The organism is Amycolatopsis sp. WAC 01376 (assembly GCF_003947415.1).
Lineage (GTDB): Bacteria > Actinomycetota > Actinomycetes > Mycobacteriales > Pseudonocardiaceae > Amycolatopsis.
The window spans coordinates 1,257,584-1,275,933 of record NZ_QHKL01000002.1 but is presented as its reverse complement, the minus strand read 5'-3'; the positions used below and the strand labels follow the sequence as shown (position 1 = coordinate 1,275,933).

The 18,350-nt window shown below is 68.9% G+C and carries 16 protein-coding genes and 1 riboswitch; of the genes, 3 read left to right on the top strand and 13 right to left on the bottom strand.

The genetic code is table 11. The features are described 5' to 3' along the window. The first annotated feature begins 127 nt into the window (after positions 1-127). Positions 128-457: a helix-turn-helix transcriptional regulator gene (locus DMH03_RS15315; RefSeq protein ID WP_125792618.1), complete on the top strand. Its 330-nt coding sequence runs from the start codon at positions 128-130 to the stop codon at positions 455-457. A gap of 4 nt (positions 458-461) precedes the next feature. After that, positions 462-2,138 carry a SulP family inorganic anion transporter gene (locus DMH03_RS15310; protein ID WP_125792617.1) on the top strand — a complete coding sequence of 559 codons (1,677 nt, stop codon included), beginning with the start codon at positions 462-464 and terminating at the stop codon, positions 2,136-2,138. Here DMH03_RS15310 and DMH03_RS15305 read toward each other — a convergent pair. The 12 genes from DMH03_RS15305 to DMH03_RS15250 all read right to left on the bottom strand — a co-directional run bounded on the left by DMH03_RS15305 (position 2,112) and on the right by DMH03_RS15250 (position 16,024). Next, positions 2,112-2,834, bottom strand: a complete 723-nt coding sequence (locus DMH03_RS15305; RefSeq protein ID WP_125792616.1) for a FadR/GntR family transcriptional regulator — start codon at positions 2,832-2,834, stop codon at positions 2,112-2,114. The genes DMH03_RS15310 and DMH03_RS15305 overlap by 27 nt on opposite strands. Positions 2,835-2,922: 88 nt before the next feature. Continuing rightward, positions 2,923-4,296, bottom strand: a complete 1,374-nt coding sequence (locus DMH03_RS15300) for an L-serine ammonia-lyase (protein ID WP_125792615.1) — start codon at positions 4,294-4,296, stop codon at positions 2,923-2,925. Positions 4,297-4,312: 16 nt separating this feature from the next. Further along, complete coding sequence (gene lipA, locus DMH03_RS15295; RefSeq protein WP_125792614.1) at positions 4,313-5,314, bottom strand: lipoyl synthase; 1,002 nt, start codon at positions 5,312-5,314, stop codon at positions 4,313-4,315. Continuing rightward, positions 5,311-6,579: a serine hydroxymethyltransferase gene (glyA, locus tag DMH03_RS15290; RefSeq protein WP_125792613.1), complete on the bottom strand. Its 1,269-nt coding sequence runs from the start codon at positions 6,577-6,579 to the stop codon at positions 5,311-5,313. The genes lipA and glyA overlap by 4 nt, the downstream gene beginning before the upstream one ends. Before the next feature lies 1 nt (position 6,580). Then, complete coding sequence (gene gcvH, locus DMH03_RS15285) at positions 6,581-6,958, bottom strand: glycine cleavage system protein GcvH (protein ID WP_016336369.1); 378 nt, start codon at positions 6,956-6,958, stop codon at positions 6,581-6,583. Positions 6,959-6,975: 17 nt separating this feature from the next. Continuing rightward, positions 6,976-8,067: a glycine cleavage system aminomethyltransferase GcvT gene (gcvT, locus tag DMH03_RS15280; protein WP_125792612.1), complete on the bottom strand. Its 1,092-nt coding sequence runs from the start codon at positions 8,065-8,067 to the stop codon at positions 6,976-6,978. Between the two features lie 7 nt (positions 8,068-8,074). Next, a complete protein-coding gene (gene gcvP / locus DMH03_RS15275; RefSeq protein ID WP_125792611.1) occupies positions 8,075-10,906 on the bottom strand; it encodes an aminomethyl-transferring glycine dehydrogenase in 2,832 nt (943 codons plus the stop codon). Between the two features lie 43 nt (positions 10,907-10,949). Beyond that, a riboswitch (glycine riboswitch) is annotated at positions 10,950-11,050 on the bottom strand. A 257-nt stretch (positions 11,051-11,307) separates the two neighbouring features. Then, positions 11,308-11,682: a hypothetical protein gene (locus DMH03_RS15270; RefSeq protein ID WP_125792610.1), complete on the bottom strand. Its 375-nt coding sequence runs from the start codon at positions 11,680-11,682 to the stop codon at positions 11,308-11,310. Positions 11,683-11,836: 154 nt separating this feature from the next. Continuing rightward, positions 11,837-12,604, bottom strand: coding sequence for a 3-oxoacyl-ACP reductase (locus DMH03_RS15265; protein ID WP_125792609.1), 768 nt, complete (start codon positions 12,602-12,604; stop codon positions 11,837-11,839). Further along, complete coding sequence (locus tag DMH03_RS15260; protein ID WP_125792608.1) at positions 12,605-13,969, bottom strand: aldehyde dehydrogenase; 1,365 nt, start codon at positions 13,967-13,969, stop codon at positions 12,605-12,607. Then, positions 13,966-14,679, bottom strand: coding sequence for a gamma-glutamyl-gamma-aminobutyrate hydrolase family protein (locus DMH03_RS15255; RefSeq protein WP_125792607.1), 714 nt, complete (start codon positions 14,677-14,679; stop codon positions 13,966-13,968). The genes DMH03_RS15260 and DMH03_RS15255 overlap by 4 nt, the downstream gene beginning before the upstream one ends. After that, positions 14,660-16,024, bottom strand: a complete 1,365-nt coding sequence (locus DMH03_RS15250) for a glutamine synthetase family protein (RefSeq protein ID WP_199748880.1) — start codon at positions 16,022-16,024, stop codon at positions 14,660-14,662. The genes DMH03_RS15255 and DMH03_RS15250 overlap by 20 nt, the downstream gene beginning before the upstream one ends. 227 nt (positions 16,025-16,251) lie before the next feature. Between DMH03_RS15250 and DMH03_RS15245 the strand changes: the two genes are divergently transcribed. Continuing rightward, a complete protein-coding gene (locus DMH03_RS15245) occupies positions 16,252-16,776 on the top strand; it encodes a general stress protein (RefSeq protein ID WP_125792606.1) in 525 nt (174 codons plus the stop codon). Positions 16,777-16,852: 76 nt separating this feature from the next. On the opposite strand, the gene aspS is transcribed toward DMH03_RS15245, so the two are convergent. Then, on the bottom strand, positions 16,853-18,106 hold the full coding sequence (gene aspS / locus DMH03_RS15240) for an aspartate--tRNA(Asn) ligase (protein WP_199748879.1): 1,254 nt from the start codon (positions 18,104-18,106) through the stop codon (positions 16,853-16,855). Positions 18,107-18,350 lie beyond the last annotated feature (244 nt).

Below are 18,350 nucleotides of genomic sequence, written 5' to 3'. Positions count from 1 at the left end.
CGAGTGAAAAGGTTGTGGGAAAATCACCGAACCGTGTCCCGGCCTTCCGCACGGGCAAGGTTGCGACTTGAAAAATTCTTCATTTGATAAAGTAGTCGTATCGGCAAGTCGAGCAAAGGAAGCCGGTATGCCCGTCCCCCTGTACCAGGCCAAAGCGGAGTTCTTCCGCATGCTGGGCCATCCCGTCCGGATCCGCGTGCTGGAGCTGCTCGCGGACGGTCCGAAGGCGGTTCGCGAGCTGCTCACCGAGATCGAGGTCGAGGCCTCCAACCTCTCGCAGCAGCTGGCCGTCCTTCGCCGATCGGGAATCGTCACTTCGACCCGGGAAGGGTCCACGGTGGTGTACGCGCTCGCGGGCGGAGACGTCGTCGAGTTGCTGCGCGCGGCCCGGCGCATCCTCACCGAGCTCTTGGCCGACCAGAACGCCCTGCTGGCTCAATTGCGCGACGCCGACTGACGCCATGGCGGGACCGAGGTTTTCCGGACTGCGCTCGCTCCTGCCGGGGCGGGACGACCTGCGCACGCTCGCCCGCGCTCCCCGCCGCGATCTCACGGCGGGGTTGACCGTGGCGATCGTGGCCCTCCCACTGGCGCTGGGCTTCGGCATCTCGTCGGGTCTCGGTGCCGAGGCCGGGCTCGTCACCGCGATCGTCGCCGGTGCGCTGGCCGCGATCTTCGGCGGCTCCAACCTCCAGGTCTCCGGGCCGACCGGGGCGATGACCGTGGTGCTGGTCCCGATCATGGCCACGTACGGCGCCGGCGGGGTGCTGACGGTGGGCCTGCTCGCGGGCGTGCTGCTGCTCCTGCTCGCGGTCGCCAGGGCCGGCCGGTACATGCGCTATGTGCCGATCCCGGTGGTCGAAGGCTTCACGCTGGGCATCGCCGGTGTGATCGCGCTGCAGCAGATCCCCGCCGCGCTCGGGGTCGCCACCCCGGAGGGCGAAAAGGTCGCCGTCGTCGCGGCGAAGGCGGTGGCGGACTTCGCCGGGCATCCGTCCTGGCCGTCGATCGTGATCGCGGCCGGGGTCGCCGTCCTGATGCTGCTCGGCGCGCGGTGGCGGCCGTCGATCCCGTTCTCACTGGTCGCCGTGGCGGTCGCGACCCTCGTATGCCACTTCACGCAGCTGCCGGTCTCCCGCATCGGAGCCCTGCCCGCCGGTCTTCCCGCGCCCTCGCTGGCCTTCCTCGATCTGTCCACTTTGGGCGCGCTGGCACCCTCCGCCGTCGCGGTCGCGGCGCTGGCGGCGCTGGAAAGCCTCCTTTCGGCCACGGTCGCCGACGCGATGAGCGTCAACGAACGCCATGACCCCGACCGGGAACTCTTCGGGCAGGGCCTCGCGAATCTCGTCACCCCGCTGTTCGGGGGTGTGCCCGCCACCGCGGCGATCGCGCGCACCGCCGTCAACGTCCGAGCCGGGGCGAGGTCCCGTCTCGCCGCGCTCACCCACGCGCTGGTGCTGGCGGTGATCGTCTTCGCGGCGGCGCCGCTGGTGGCCGCGATCCCGATCGCGGCGCTCGCCGGGGTGCTGCTGGCCACTGCCGTCCGCATGGTCGAGGCGGGCTCGGTCCGCGCGTTGCTCCGCTCCACCCGGCGCGACGCGCTGGTCCTCGTGCTCACCGCGGCCGCGACCTTGATCCTGGACCTGGTCACCGCGGTCATCCTCGGTCTTGTCGTGGCCGGCGCCCTGGCGCTGCGGGCGATCGCGAAGGCGGCCCGCGCCGAAGAGGTCCCCCTCGACCACGCCGATCACGGCGCCGAGGAGCGGGCGCTGCTGGACGAGCACATCGTCGCGTTCCGGCTCGACGGCCCGCTGGTCTTCGCCGCGGCCCACCAGTTCCTGCTGGAGCTGTCCGAGGTCGCCGACGTCCGGGTGGTCATCCTTCGGATGTCACGGGTGTCGGCCATCGACGCCACCGGCGCCCTAGTCCTGCGAGACGCTGTCGATCGGCTTGAACATCGGGGGATCACGGTCCTGGTGTCGGGGATCAAACCCGGCCACGAAAAGGTGCTCGACGAGCTCGGCGTCGCGGACCGGCTTCGCGCCGAGGGCCGGGTCTTCCCTGACACACCGCATGCCATCGAGTTCGCGCACGCCCTGCTGACCTCACCCTCAAGCGAGGAAAGCGCGAAGCAGTGAAGCGGTCCCTTCGACGTGCTCCGTCATCGCGCGGCGGGCCGCCTCCGGATCACCGGCCAGGATCGCGTCGACGATGGCCTCGTGCTGGGCGTTGGAGTGCTCCAGATTCGGTTCGAGCAGCGGGATCATGTCGAGCAGCTGGTTGACCCGCATCCGCGCGTCGGCCATCGCCGTGGTCAGCGAGCCGGACGCGGTGACCTCGGCGATCGCCAGGTGCAGCCGCGAATCCTTGCGCCGGTAATCGCCGACGTCGGCCGCCGCCGCCTCGGCGAGCGTGCTGGTCAGATGCTGTCGGTCGGCCGGGCTGAGGGACCGTGAAGCCGCCATCTCGGCGGCACCGGTTTCCAGGACGTGCCGCAGGCCGAGCGCGTCCTCCAGGGTGGCGTTGTCGACCTTCCGCCCGTCGGCGGCGGGCGGGTCGGGCAGGACGTCGTTGACGAAAGTGCCGCCGTAACGGCCACGCCGCGACTCGACGTAACCCGCGTCGGACAGCGCGCGGATGGCCTCGCGCAGCGTCACCCGGCTGACCCCGAGCCGCTCGGCGAGCTCACGCTCCGACGGCAGCCGCTCTCCCGCGCCCACCACTCCGAGCCGGATCGCCTGGAGCAGCCGTTCGACGGTCTCCTCGAAGGCGTTGCCCGCGCGCACCGGGCGGAACAGCGCGTCACCCGCGTTCGCGACCGTGCTCGACTCCACCCTTCGAGTTTAGGCCGCCCGCAATTCGTCCTCTGGATGCGGTACTTGCACACGCAAGTACCGCATCCAGAGGACTAAATGCGAGGGATCAGCATTCGATGACGTTCACGGCGAGGCCGCCGCGCGAGGTCTCCTTGTACTTCACGCTCATGTCGGCGCCGGTCTCACGCATCGTCTTGATCGCCTTGTCCAGCGTCACGATGTGCGAACCGTCGCCGCGCATCGCCATCCGCGCGGCGTGGATCGCCTTGGACGCGCCGACGGCGTTGCGTTCGATGCACGGGATCTGGACCAGCCCGCCGACCGGGTCGCAGGTCAATCCCAGGTGGTGTTCGACGCCGATCTCGGCGGCGTTCTCCACCTGCGCGGGCGAGCCGCCGAGGACCTCCGTGAGCGCGGCGGCGGCCATCGCGCTGGCCGAACCGACCTCACCCTGACAGCCGACCTCGGCGCCCGAAATCGAGCCCGTCTGCTTGAGGATCGAGCCGATCGCGCCCGCGGTGAGCATGAACGTCACGATGCCGTCGTCCGAGGAGCCCCGGATGAACCGCTGGTAGTAGTGCAGAACGGCCGGGATGATCCCCGCCGCGCCGTTGGTCGGCGCGGTGACGACGCGGCCGCCCGCGGCGTTCTCCTCGTTGACCGCCAGCGCGTACAGGCTCACCCAGTCCATCGCGTACAGCGGGTCGCCGACGCCGTCCTCGGCGAGCAGCTTCTCGTGCAACGCCTTCGCGCGGCGCGGCACCTTCAGCCCGCCTGGCAGGACGCCCTCGTGCTCGCAGCCGTTGCGCACGCATTCCACCATGACCTGCCAGATCTCCAGCAGACCTTCGCGGACCTCCTCGCGCGTGCGCCAGGAGAGTTCGTTGCGCAGCATGATCTCGCTGATCGGCAGCCCGGTGTCCTCGCAGTGCTTCAGCAGGTCCGCGCCGGTGCGGAACGGGAATTCCAGCCGAGTCGAGTCCTCGACGACGACAGTGTCGGTCTCGTAGGACTCATCGCGCACGAATCCGCCGCCGACCGAGTAGTAGGTCCGCTCGCGCAGCACCTTCCCGTCGGCGTCGAACGCGCGGAAGATCATCCCGTTCGGATGCGCGGGCAACGACTTCCGCCGGTGCATGGTCAGATCGGTGTCCTCGGTGAACACGATCTCGTGTTCACCGCGCAGCTTCAGCAGACAGGATTCGCGGATCTCCGCGATCTTGCCTGCCACCGTGTCGGTGTCGATCTCCTCCGGACGCTCCCCGGACAGCCCGAGCAGCACGGCCTTGTCGCTGCCGTGCCCGAACCCGGTCGCGCCGAGCGAGCCGAAAAGCTCACTCTGGACACGCGTCGTGGCCGTCAGATCACCGTCCGCGGCCAGACCGTCCACAAAGGTCAGTGCCGCCCGCATCGGGCCCACCGTATGGGAGCTGGAGGGGCCTATGCCGATCGAAAACAGGTCGAAGACGCTGATCGCCATTGATCTGCCCTCCTTCCTATCTGGCCAGCAGTGAGCTGGCTTCTTGGGCCGCGGGCCCTTCGGCGGCGAGATGGGCCAAGTTCTCCGACAGCGGCTCGCCGCGGTGGGCCTTCGTCTGGGCGAAAAGGCGACCGGCCCGATACGACGAGCGTACGAGCGGCCCCGCCATCACGCCTGCGAAGCCCATCGCCTCGGCGGCGTTCGAGTGCTCGACGAACTCCTCCGGCTTCACCCACCGGTCCACCGGGTGATGCCGGGGCGAAGGACGCAGATACTGGGTGATCGTCAGGATCTCGCAGCCCGCGTCGACCAAGTCCTTCATCGCCGGAGCCACCTCCTCCGGAGTCTCGCCCATGCCCAGGATCAAGTTCGACTTCGTCACCAGACCCGCCTCACGGGCCCGCGTGATCACTTCGAGCGACCGCGCGTACCGGAAACCGGGCCGGATCCGCTTGAAGATCCGCGGCACCGTCTCCACGTTGTGCGCCAGCACCTCGGGCCGCGAACCGAACACCTCGGCCAGCTGATCCGGATCCGCGTTGAAATCCGGGATCAGCAACTCGACACCGGTACCCGGGTTCAGCGCGTGAATCTGCCGGACGGTTTCAGCGTACAGCCACGCGCCGCCGTCTTCGAGGTCGTCGCGCGCCACACCGGTCACCGTCGAGTAGCGCAACCCCATGGCCTGCACCGACTCCGCCACCTTGCGCGGCTCGGTCGTGTCCAGCGCCGCCGGCTTGCCGGTGTCGATCTGGCAGAAATCGCACCGACGGGTGCACTGGTCCCCACCGATCAGGAACGTGGCCTCACGGTCTTCCCAGCATTCGTAGATGTTGGGACAACCGGCCTCCTCGCACACGGTGTGGAGGCCTTCACGTTTGACCAGCCCCTTGAGCTCGGTGAACTCGGGGCCCATCCGCGCGCGGGTCTTGATCCACGGCGGCTTCTTCTCGATCGGGGTCTGCGCGTTGCGGACTTCGAGCCGGAGAAGTTTGCGCCCCTCGGGGACCGCGCTCATCGGTTGAGGTCCGCGTACAACGGGTGCTTCTTGGCCAGCAGTTCGACCCTGGCGGACAGCGACTGGCGCAGGTCCTCGTCGAAGTCGGGCCGCAGCGCCTCGGCGATGATGTCGCCGACCTCGGCGAAGTCCTCGGCGCCGAAGCCGCGGGTCGCCAGCGCCGGGGTGCCGATTCGCAGGCCCGAGGTGATCATCGGCGGGCGCGGGTCGAACGGGACGGCGTTGCGGTTGACCGTGATGCCGACCGAGTGCAGCCGGTCCTCGGCCTGCTGACCGTCCAAAGTGGAGTTGACCAGATCGACGAGCACCAGGTGCACGTCGGTGCCGCCGGTCAGCACGCGGACGCCAGCTTCGGCGCAGTCCGTGCGCGAGAGGCGGTCGGCCAGGATCTTCGCGCCTTCGAGCACACGCTGCTGACGCTCGCGGAACTCCTCGCTCGCGGCGATCTTGAGCGCGACGGCCTTGGCGGCGATGACGTGCTCCAGCGGACCGCCCTGCTGGCCGGGGAACACCGCCGAGTTGATCTTCTTGGCGAGTTCCTGGCGGCACAGGATGATGCCGCCGCGCGGGCCGCCGAGGGTCTTGTGCGTGGTCGTGGTGACGATGTCCGCGTACGGCACGGGGCTCGGGTGCAGCCCGGCCGCGACGAGACCGGCGAAGTGCGCCATGTCGACCATGACCTTCGCGCCGACCTCGTCGGCGATGCGGCGGAACTCGGCGAAGTCGAGCTGACGCGGGTACGCCGACCAGCCGGCGATGATCAGCTTCGGCTTGTGCTCCTTGGCGAGGCGCTCGATCTCCTCGACGTCGACGATCCCGGTCTCCTTGTCGACGTGGTAGGCGACGACGTTGTAGAGCTTGCCGGAAAAGTTGATCTTCATCCCGTGCGTCAGGTGCCCGCCGTGGGCGAGGTCGAGACCGAGGATGGTGTCGCCGGGGTTGAGCACCGCGACCATGGCGGCGGCGTTGGCCTGCGCGCCCGAATGCGGCTGGACGTTGGCGTGCTCGGCGCCGAACAGGGCCTTCGCACGGTCGATCGCCAGCTGCTCGATGACGTCGACGTGCTCGCAACCGCCGTAGTAGCGGCGGCCGGGGTACCCCTCGGCGTACTTGTTGGTCAGCACCGAACCCTGCGCCTCGAGCACGCCCACCGGGGCGAAGTTCTCCGAGGCGATCATTTCCAGGGTCGACTGCTGCCGGTCGAGTTCGGCCGCGACGGCGGTGGCGACCTCGGGGTCCACTTCGGACAGGGCAGCGTTGAACATCTCAGTTCTCCTGGGTCAGGACGGCGTACGCCTGGGCGTCGAGCAGGGCGGGCACGTCGCCGGACAGACGCACCTTCAGGAGCCATCCTTCGGCGTACGGGTCCGAGTTGATGAGCTCGGGGGTGTCCGTTGTGGCCTCGTTCACCTCGACGACCTCGCCGTCCACGGGCGCGTACAGCTCGCTGACCGACTTGGTCGACTCGACCTCGCCGAACACCTCGCCCGCGGTGACGGTGTCGCCGACCGAGGGAAGCTGGACGAACACGATGTCACCGAGCGACTCGGCGGCGAAGGCGGTGATGCCCACGGTGGCGACGCCGTCGGCGACGTTCAGCCACTCGTGTTCCTTCGTGTACTTCAGGTCCTGGGGGATGCTCATGGTTGCGAAAGGGCCTTTCAGGCGCGGGAGTAGAAGGGCAGGGCGACGACCTCGACGGGCTCGATGCGGCCCCGGATGTCGACGGAAAGCTCGGTGCCGGGCTCGGCGTGCTCCCGGTCCACATAGGCCATGGCGATCGGGTAACCCAGGGTCGGCGAGAGGGCACCGCTGGTGACCTCGCCGATCTCGGTCTCGCCCGCCAGGACGGTGTAGCCGTGGCGCGGGGCGCGGCGGCCGGAGCCCTTGAGCCCCACACGCACGCGGGGAACGTCCTTCTTGGACAGCTCCTCGAGCGCGGCCTTGCCGACGAAGTCGCCGGGCTTCTCGAACTTGACGACGCGGCCGAGACCGGCTTCGAACGGGCTCAGCTGGAGGCTGAGTTCGTTGCCGTACAACGGCATCCCGGCTTCGAGGCGCAGGGTGTCGCGGCAGGCGAGACCGGCCGGGAGCAGACCGTGCGGCTCACCCGCGTCGGTCAGGATGCGCCAGACGGCGGGGGCCTCACCGGCCGGGACGTACAGCTCGAAGCCGTCCTCGCCGGTGTAGCCGGTGCGGGCGAGCAGGACGTCGTGCCCCTTCACGACGGCCGGGACGCTCGCGTAGTACTTGAGCGCCCCGAGGTCTGCGTCAGTGACGGCGCCGAGGATCTCGACGGCCTTCGGGCCCTGGACGGCGATCAGCGCGACGTCCTCGGACTTGTTCTCGACGACCGCGTCGAATCCCGAGACCCGCTCGGCCAGTGCCTCCGCGACCACGGAGGCGTTGCCCGCGTTGGCCACGACCAGGAACTTCTCGTCGGCGAGGCGGTAGACGACCAGGTCGTCGAGCACGCCGCCGTTCTCGTCGCAGATCATCGTGTAGCGCGCCCGGCCCGGTTTGACGCCGGACAGGTTGCCGACCAGCGCGAAGTCGAGGGTGTCGGCGGCCTGCGGGCCGGTCACCTCGATCTCGGCCATGTGGGAGAGGTCGAACAGGCCCGCGGTCTCGCGGACGGCCTTGTGCTCCGCCAGTTCGCTGCTGTAGCGGATCGGCATCGACCAGCCCGCGAAGTCGGTGAACAACGCACCCAGTCCTTTGTGGACTCCGTGCAGGGACGTCTCTTTCGACATCAGTGCCTCAGTTCTCGTAGGCGTTGAGCGGCGGGCAGGAGCAGACGAGGTTACGGTCCCCGCGCGCACCGTCGATGCGGCGCACCGGAGGCCAGTACTTGGCCTTGCGATTCACTCCGGCGGGGTACACCGCCAGTTCGCGGTCATACGGCAGGTCCCAGTCGCCGACCAGCGTCTCGGCGGTGTGGGGGGCGTTGCGCAGCGGGCTGTTGTCCGCGGCCCAACGGCCCTGCGCGACGGCGTCGATCTCCGCGCGGATGGCGATCATCGCGTCGCAGAAACGGTCGATCTCGCCGAGGTCCTCGGATTCGGTCGGCTCGACCATCAGCGTGCCCGCGACCGGGAACGACATGGTCGGCGCGTGGAAGCCGTAGTCGATCAGGCGCTTCGCGACGTCGTCGACGCTGACGCCGGTCTCCTTGGTGAGCCCACGCAGGTCGAGGATGCACTCGTGCGCGACCAGGCCGTCCTGGCCGGTGTACAGCACCGGGTAGTGCTGGTTGAGGCGCTTGGCCACGTAGTTCGCGGCGAGGACCGCGACCTGCGTCGCGGCGGTGAGCCCGCCCGCACCCATCATGCGGACGTACGCCCACGAGATCGGCAGGATCGACGCCGAGCCGAACGGGGCCGCGCTGATCGGGCCGACACCGGTTTCGGGGCCCGCCTTCGCCAGCATCGGGTGGTTCGGCAGGTACGGCGCGAGGTGCGCGCGGACCGCGACCGGGCCGACGCCGGGGCCACCGCCGCCGTGCGGGATGCAGAAGGTCTTGTGCAGGTTCAGGTGCGAGACGTCGCCGCCGAACTCGCCCGGCTTCGCGAGACCCAGCAGGGCGTTGAGGTTCGCGCCGTCGACGTAGACCTGGCCGCCCGCGTCGTGCACGATCTTGGCCAGCTCGTCGATGCCGTGCTCGTACACGCCGTGCGTGGACGGGTACGTGACCATGATCGCGGACAGCGTCTCGCGGTTGGCCTCGACCTTGGCGCGCAGGTCGTCGAGGTCGACGTTGCCCTCGTCGGTGCACTTGACCACGACGACGCGCATGCCCGCCATGACCGCGGAGGCGGCGTTCGTGCCGTGCGCGGAGGACGGGATCAGGCAGACCTCACGCTCCTGCTGGCCGTTCGCGTGGTGGTACGCGCGGATCGCGAGCAGGCCGGCGAGCTCGCCCTGGCTGCCCGCGTTCGGCTGCAACGAGACCTTGTCGTAGCCGGTGACCTCGGCCAGCCATCCGGACAGCTGCTCGACGAGGACGTGGTAGCCCTCGGCCTGGTCAGCGGGGGCGAACGGGTGGATACCCGCGAACTCGCGCCAGCTGATCGGCTCCATCTCGGTGGTGGCGTTGAGCTTCATCGTGCAGGAGCCGAGCGGGATCATGCCGCGGTCGAGCGCGTAGTCGAGGTCGGACAGGCTGCGCAGGTACCGCAGCATCGCGGTCTCGGAGCGGTGCGAGTGGAAGACCTCGTGCGTGAGGTACTCGCTCTCGCGCTGCAAACCGGCGGGAAGCGCCTGGGCGCTTTCGGCCTCGTTCTCGACGCCGAACGCGTTGAGCACCTTCGCGATGATCGCGGGCGTGGTGACCTCGTCGACGGCGATACGGACGTGGTCGGCGTCGACCGGGCCGAGGTTGATCCCGTGCTCGCGCGCGACCGCGACGACCGCTTCGGCCTGTCCGGGCATGCGGGCGAGGACGGTGTCGAAGAAGCCCTCGTGGACGACCTCGACGCCGGCCGCGCGAAGGGCGCCCGCGAGTGCGGCGGCGAGTTCGTGGACGCGGGTCGCGATGCGCTTGAGGCCGTCGGGACCGTGGTAGACCGCGTACATCGCGGCGAGCACGGCGGGCAGCACCTGCGCGGTGCAGATGTTCGATGTCGCCTTCTCGCGGCGGATGTGCTGCTCGCGGGTCTGCAGGGCGAGTCGGTATGCGGGGTTGCCGTCAGCGTCGACCGAGACACCGACCAGGCGGCCCGGCAGCGAACGCTCGAGCCCGGCGCGGACGGCCATGTATCCGGCGTGCGGCCCGCCGTAACCGAGCGGAACGCCGAAGCGCTGGGTGGAACCGGCGGAGATGTCGGCGCCGAACTCACCCGGCGCGGTGATCAGCGTGAGGGCGAGCAGGTCGGCGGCGACGGTGTACAGCGCGCCGGCGGCCTTCGCGGTCTCGGAGATGGCGGAGTAGAAGCCCGCGCCGCGCAGCACGCCGGAAGCGCCCGGGTACTGGACGACGACGCCGAAGAACTCGTCCGGCAAGCCGGTGAGCAGGTCGCGGACCTCGACCTCGACACCCATCGCCTCGGCGCGGGTGCGGACGACGGCGATGGTCTGCGGCAGGCACTCGGCGTCGAGGACGACCTTGTTGGACTTCGCCTTCGACGCGCGGCGCATCAGCATGACGGCTTCGGCGACCGCGGTGGACTCGTCGAGCAGGGAGGCGTTCGCGGTCGCGAGACCGGCCAGCTCGGAGACCATGGTCTGGAAGTTGAGGAGGGCTTCGAGACGGCCCTGCGAGATCTCCGGCTGATACGGCGTGTACGCCGTGTACCAGGCCGGGTTCTCCAGCACGTTGCGGCGGATGACCGCCGGGGTGACCGTGTCGTGGAAGCCGAGGCCGATCATCTGCGTCATCGGCTTGTTGAGCGCGGCGAGCGCGCGAAGCTCCGCGATGGCGTCCTCTTCGGACGCGGCGGGGGGAAGTTCGAGGTCACGGGTGACCCGGATCGCGGACGGCACCGCGGCCTGCACCAAGGCGTCGAGGCTGCCGTAGCCGACCTCGGCGAGCATCTTGGCCTGCTCGGACTCCGAGGGGCCGATGTGCCGGTCGTCGAAGGACGTACTGGTCAAGGGAGCTCCTTGGGTCAGGCGCCGGATAGACCGGTGCGCTGGGAACTCCCCCTCTGTCATGGCACCTGAGAGTTTCACCGCACGTGATGCGGCTTTCACCTTGGGTGAGGCGCACTTGCGCGCCTGCTTTCCAGAGTGGCCTCGCGGAAGCGGTAGTGAGTACCTGAGAGATTCCGGGGAGTTTGCTCCTTCGGTGCCCCACCACGTTCGTGAGGGCTCTCCCGCTCCAGCTCAACGGCCCTGTCTGTAGTTGTGCGCACACCGTACCTGGCGTGTTCGACGCGCGTCTACTTCCACCCGACGACGTCACTTGCGTGTCTGGGGCCGTAACTCACGTGCTTGGAGCCGCAACTCGTGAGTTACGCCTCCGATCACGCGAGTTACGCCTCCAAGCACGCGAGTTACGCGTTCTCCATCATCATCTCGGCGGTGATCGTGCCGCAGAGCTCGGCGCACCGCATCATCATGTCGGCCGCGTCGGCGAGCTCGGCGTCACCGGTCCTGGCGCACTCCTGGGCGCACATGCGCATCATCTGGGAGGCGAGGCCGCACATCTTCGCGCACATGCGCATCATCTCGAGGTCGGCGACCATGGCGGAGCAGCGCATCATCATGTCGGCGCACATGCGGGACATGTCCGCGCAGGTCACCATCATCATCCCGAGTTTCGCGCCGCCCATCTCCATGCAGCGCGTCAACATCTCCTCGCACCTGACGTGGCACTCGTTGCACAGGTCGATGCAGTCACGCATGGCGGTGCTCATCTGCCGGGTCATTCTTCGGGCCTCCCGCGCTTTCGGATCGCGGAACCGTGCGGCTCCGCGTCTCAGGACTACAGCGCAGGTCAGCGGCCCGCCATCCCAGCCACCGGGACGAGTGACGGGGGTGGCGGACCAGGACGACCGCATTTAGAGGACTAAACGCGCGGGATCAGAGCGGAGTGACGTAGGCGCCCGAGATCCCACCGTCCACCAGGAACTGCGAAGCGGTGATGAACGAGGCGTCGTCGCTCGCCAGGAAGGCGACCGCGGCCGCGATCTCCTCCGGCTCGGCGAACCGCCCGACCGGCACGTGCACCAGCCGCCGCGCCGCCCGCTCGGGGTCCTTCGCGAACAGTTCCTTCAGCAGCGGGGTGTTCACCGGACCCGGGCACAGCGCGTTGACCCGGATGTTCTCGCGCGCGAACTGCACGCCCAGTTCCCGGCTCATCGCCAGCACCCCGCCCTTGGACGCGGTGTAGGAGATCTGCGACGTCGCCGCGCCCATCACCGCGACGAACGACGCCGTGTTGATGATCGAGCCCTTGCCCTGCCGTCGCATATGCGGCAGGGCCGCCTTGCAGCACAGGTACACCGAGGTCAGGTTGACCTTCTGCACCTTCTCCCACGCGTCGATGCCCGTGGTGAGGATCGAGTCGTCCTCGGGCGGGGAGATGCCGGCGTTGTTGAACGCGACGTCGACCGAGCCGAAAGTGTCCACAGTGGTCTGGAACAGGGCATCGACCTGTTCGGCGTCGGTGACGTCGGCCTGCACGAACAGGCCGCCGACCTCGTCGGCCGCGGCTTTGCCCGCCTCGGCGGAGATGTCGCCGATGACGACCTTCGCGCCCTCGCTCGCCAGCCGCCGCGCCGTGGCGAGGCCGATGCCGCTGCTGCCGCCGGTGATGACCGCGACGCGGCCTTCGAAACGCTGAACCATTTAATCCTCCGTGCTGATGAAGACGTTTTTGGTCTCGGTGAAGGCGTCGACGGCGTCCGGACCGAGTTCCCTGCCCAGCCCGGACTGCTTGAACCCGCCGAACGGCGTCCAGTAGCGGACGGACGAATGCGAGTTCACCGAAAGGTTCCCGGCCTCGACACCGCGGGCGACGCGGAAGGCGCGGCCGACGTCGCGCGTCCAGATCGAGCCGGACAGGCCGTACTCGGTGTCGTTGGCCATGGTCACCGCGTCCGCCTCGCCGTCGAACGGGACCACCGCGACGACCGGGCCGAAGATCTCCTCCGAGGCCAGCGGATGCCGCAGATCCGGCGGGGTGACGACGGTCGGCGCGAACCAGTACCCGGGGCCGACGGGCGCGTTGCCCCGGAAGGCCACCGGCACGGTGTCGTCCACATAGGACGACACCTTCGCGTGATGCCCCGCCGAGATCAGCGGCCCCATCTCGGTCACTTCCAGCCGCGGATCCCCCACGACCACACCGTTCACCGCGGGTTCCAGCAGTTCCATGAACTTCTCGTACACGCTCGACTGCACCAAGATCAGCGACCGCGCGCAGCAGTCCTGCCCGGCGTTGTCGAAGACGCCGTACGGCGCGGTCGCCGCGGCCTTCTCCAGGTCGGCGTCGGCGAAGACGATGTTCGCGTTCTTGCCGCCGAGTTCCAGCGTGACCCGCTTCACCTGCGCGGCGCAGCCCGCCATGATCTGCTTGCCGACCTGGGTCGAGCCGGTGAACACCACCTTCCGCACCGCGGGATGGTCCACGAACCGCTGTCCCACCACGGATCCCTTGCCGGGGAGCACCTGGAAGACGTCTTCGGGGATCCCCGCCTCACGGGCGAGTTCGCCGAGGCGGATCGCGGTCAGCGGGGTGAGCTCGGCGGGTTTGAGGACGACGGTGTTCCCGGCGGCGAGCGCGGGCGCGAACCCCCAGCCCGCGATGGGCATCGGGAAGTTCCACGGCACGATCACCCCGACCACGCCGAGCGGCTCGTGGAACGTCATGTTCACCCCGCCGGGTACCGGGATCTGCTTGCCGCTCAACCGTTCGGGCGACGCGGAGTAGTACGTCAGCACGTCGCGGACGTTGCCCGCTTCCCAGCGCGCGTTGCCGATCGTGTGGCCGGCGTTGGCGACCTCCAGCGCGGCGAGGTTCTCGATGTCGGCGTCGACGGCGTCGGCGAAGCGGCGTAACAACCGCGCCCTGTCGCCGGGGGCCACCGCGCGCCAGGCGGGGAACGCCGCGTGCGCGCGGGCGATCGCCGCGTCGGTCTCCTCGGCCGAGGTCAGCTCGACCGACCTCACCACCTCTTCGGTGGCGGGGTTGATCACCTCGAACGTGGTCATGCGCGCTCCTTAGCTGCTTCTACCAGCGCCTCGAAAAGCCTGATGTCGTCGGGATTCTGTTCGGGATGCCATTGGACGCCGAGGACGAACCCGTCGCCGGGCAGTTCGGCCGCCTCGATGGTCCCGTCCGCCGCCCAGCCGACCGGGATCAGCCCGTCACCGAGCTTGTCGATCGCCTGATGGTGGTAACACGGCACCTTGGTCTCGGTGCCGAGGATCGCCGCGACCCGGCTCCCCTCGGCAAGCGTCACCGTAGTGCTGCCGAAGGTCCCTGGCGCGGGCTGGTGATCCGCACTGTCCAAAGTGTCCGGCAGGTGCTGGGCGAGCGTGCCGCCCAGCGCGACGCTGAGCACCTGTAGCCCGCGACACACGCCGAGCACCGGTTTTCCCGTGTCCAAAGCGGACCGCAGCAGGCCGAACTCGAACGCGTCCCGGTTCGGCCTCGTGTACGTCGTCGCGTGTTGCTCCTGGCCGTAGCGAGCCGGGGCGACGTCGGCGCCGCCGACCAGTACGAGCCCGTCCACGGCGGACATCAGCCGATCGTGTGCCCCGCTCACCGGCGGCAACAGGACCGGGATCCCGCCCGCCGCGACGATCCCGTCGACGTAGACCCGGTGCAGCAGCGCGGCTTCGGTCTCCCAGACGAGGAACTTCGCGGGTTCCAGATAGGAGGTGAGACCGATGATGGGGTCACAGCCGTTCGAAGCCACGGATCCTCTCCCAGTCGGTGACGGCGGCGTCGTACGCGGTGAGTTCGACCTTCGCCGCGTTCAGGTAGTGGTCGACGACCTCGTCCCCGAACGCGGTCCTGGCGAGTTCGCTCTTGTCCAGCAGCGTCGCGGCTTCCCGCAGGGTCGTCGGCACGGTCGGCTTGTCGGAACCGTAGGCGTTGCCGTGGAACTCCGGCTCCAGCTCCAGTTCGTTCTCGATGCCGTGCAAACCGGCCGCGATCAGCGCGGCCACCGCGAGGTACGGGTTCACGTCGCCGCCGGGGACCCGGTTCTCGGTGCGCAGCGAGTCCCCGTGCCCGACGACGCGGAGCGCGCACGTGCGGTTGTCGGTGCCCCACGCGACGGCTGTCGGCGCGAAGCTGCCGGGGACGAAACGCTTGTAGGAGTTGATGTTCGGCGCGAGGAAGTAAGTCAGCTCACGCAGCCCGGCGAGCTGACCGGCGAGGAAGTGCTCCATCAGCGGCGAGAACCCGCCGGGGCCGTCGCCTGCCAGGACGGGCTCGCCCTCGGCGGAGCGCAGGCTGATGTGGATATGGCAGGAGTTGCCCTCGCGTTCGTTGTACTTCGCCATGAACGTGAGGCTCTTGCCCTCCTGCGCGGCGATCTCCTTGGACCCGGTCTTGTAGACGCTGTGGTTGTCGCAGGTGGTCAGCGCGTCGGCGTAGCGGAACGCGATCTCGTGCTGGCCGGGGTTGCACTCGCCCTTGGCCGACTCGACGTACAGTCCCGCCCCGCCCATGTCGTTCCGGATGCGGCGCAGCAGCGGCTCGATCCGCGAGGTGCCGAGCATCGAGTAGTCGACGTTGTACTGGTTGGCCGGGCGAAGGTCCTGATACCGCTTTTCCCATGCCGACTCGAAGGTGTCGTCGAAGACGATGAACTCCAGTTCGGTCCCGACGTACGCGGCGAGACCACGCGCGGCGAGCCGGTCGAGCTGACCGCGCAGGATCTGGCGCGGCGAAGGGGCCACGGCGCCGCCCTGCACCCGTTCGAGGTCGGCGAGGACGAGCGCGGTGCCCTCCTGCCACGGAAGCAGGCGAAGCGTGTCGAAGTCCGGGCGCATGACGAAGTCGCCGTAGCCGGTCTCCCAGGATGACATCGCGTAGCCGTCGACAGTGTTCATGTCGACGTCGACCGCGAGCAGGTAGTTGCACGCTTCGGTGGCGTGCTCGACGACCTCGTTGAGGAAGTACTCGGCGGCGCAGCGTTTGCCCTGCAGCCTGCCCTGCATGTCGGTGACCGCCACCAGCACCGTGTCGACCGTGCCGTCCTCGACCAGTTCCCGGAGCCGATCCAGCGTGAGCATGCCGCGCCTGTTCGCCATCAGCCTCACCTAAAGGTTCGAAGCGGTACCTTTGCGGCTTCTTCCTACCGGGTGGGCCCAACCTGGTCAACTCGGCCAATGGTCTGACTCGTTACCCATTGCGGACTGTAGTTGATCCCTGGGCGGATTGTCTGCGATGCCCGGCTGAGAAGATGCTGTGAATCCCGCCGGACGGGAGGAGATCCGCACACCCGGAACGTTGTACGGATCAAGAGAGGTGAGAAGGAATGACACAGGCATTCACGCAGCAGACCACGTTCACCGAGCCCCAGGGGCGGGCTCAGCTCCCGACGCTGCCCAGCGGGTGGCCGATCGGCTCCTACGAGTCGTACTCCGAAGCGCAGCGTGCCGTCGACCACCTCGCGGGAACGGACTTCCCGATCACGGACGTCACCATCGTCGGTGTCGAGCCGATCCTGGTCGAGCGGATCGCCGGGCGGATGGGCTGGAGCAAGGTGCTGACCAGCTCGGCACTGTCGGGCGCGATGTTCGGTATGTTCCTCGGCCTCGTGCTGAGCCTGCTGAACCCGGGCGCCGGACTGGTGCCGATCCTCGTCGGCCTCGTCGGCGGTATCGCGTTCAACCTGCTGTTCGGCGCGCTGGGGTACGCGACTTCAAAGAACAAGCGCGGGTTCATCTCGCAGAGCCAGCTGGTCGCCCGGCGTTACGACGTCCTGGCCCAGCCGCGCAACGCCGAGAAGGGCCGCGCCCTGCTGGCCGACCTGGCCGCCAGGAGCGCGTTCCTCCACTGAGCCTCACCGGCCTGATGTGTCATGAAAGGGTCGTTCAGGACGTTTTTCGTCCTGAACGACCCTTTCATGACATCCGCTACGGGGTCAGGCGGTGCAGGTCACGCGGGAACAGCGCCGCCTGGCGGACGTTGGGCAGCCCGAGCAACCGGGCCGTCCAGCGTTCGAGACCCAGCGCGAACCCGCCGTGCGGCGGCATCCCGTGCGCGAAGACGGACAGATAGTCCCGGTACGGCTCGGTGGACTCCCCGCGCGCCGCCAGTGCGGCGACGTAGTCGGCATGCCGATGCAGCCGCTGGCCGCCGGTCACCAGTTCCAGCCCGCGGAAAAGCAGGTCGAAACTGTTGGAGTACCCGGGCCGCTCCGGGTCCGGATGCGTGTAGAACGGCCGCTTCACCATCGGATAGCCGGTGACGAACAGGAATTCCGATCCGTGTTCGCGCAGCGCCCACTCCGAAAGCAGCCGCTCGTGCGCGGGCGCGAGGTCCGGCTCGCCACGCGGGTCTTCGCCGGACAGCCGCGCGATCAGGTCCTGCGCCTCCGCGAAGTGGATTTCCGGAATCTCCTCGGGCACCACGACTTCCACCTCCGGAACGGCGGCGGCCATCCCGGCGACGACCTCCCGCAGCACCGCCATCACGTCGTGGTGGTCGTCGATGAAGCCGAGTTCGACGTCGAGGCTGGTGTACTGCGCGAGATGCCGCGCCGTGTCGTGCGGTTCGGCGCGGAAGACCGGGCCGACCTCGTACACCCGCTCGAAGACCCCGACCAGCGCCTGTTTGCAGAACTGCGGCGACTGCGCCAAGAAGGCCCGCTTGCCGAAGTAGTCGATGCCGAAGACGTTCGCGCCGGATTCCGTGGCCGACGAGACGATCTTGGGCGTATGCGTTTCGGTGAACCCGAGTCCGTCCAGTGTCGACCGGAACCCGGCGACGCTCGCCGCCGCGACCGTGAACACCTTCTTCAGCCGCGGATGCCGGAGCGCGACGCCGGCGTTGTCCAGCACCGTGGGCAACGCCGCCGGAACCGACGGCCGGTAGAGGTCGAACGGCGGTGGTTCGGCGGGTTCGGAAAGCGGCTCGACCGACGGCTCGGTCAGTTCCACACCGTCGGGTGCTCGAGGGTTCGCCGTGACGAGGCCTTCGACCTCGACCACGGTCTCCTCCGGCGGGCCGCCGGGTTCGGCGAGCACGACCTGACCGAGTCCGGAGCGGTCCCGGATCACCAGGAAGGTGACGGATTTCAAGCGGCGCCGGCGGTGCACCCAGCCGGCGATGCGGACGCGGCCGCCGACGTGCCGGGGCAGGTCGGCGACGAGGACACGCGAGATCATCACAACTCCTGTACGGATATGCGCGACCCCTTGGGAGTGCGGGCGAGAAGGGAACTCGCGGTACCACCGCACTTTCGCCGCCGCCCTGGACGAGCGGCGGCCTCGAAGGCCCGATGACGAGGGCCGGACGGCGGGGCATGGGGCGCGGACGCCGTTCCTCCCCGCACTCGGGAGGGTCTTCACCGCAAGGGCGCGAGGCCGCCTTCGCAGCTACCGGCGGCTCTCTGGGTCTCGCGTGGTCCTT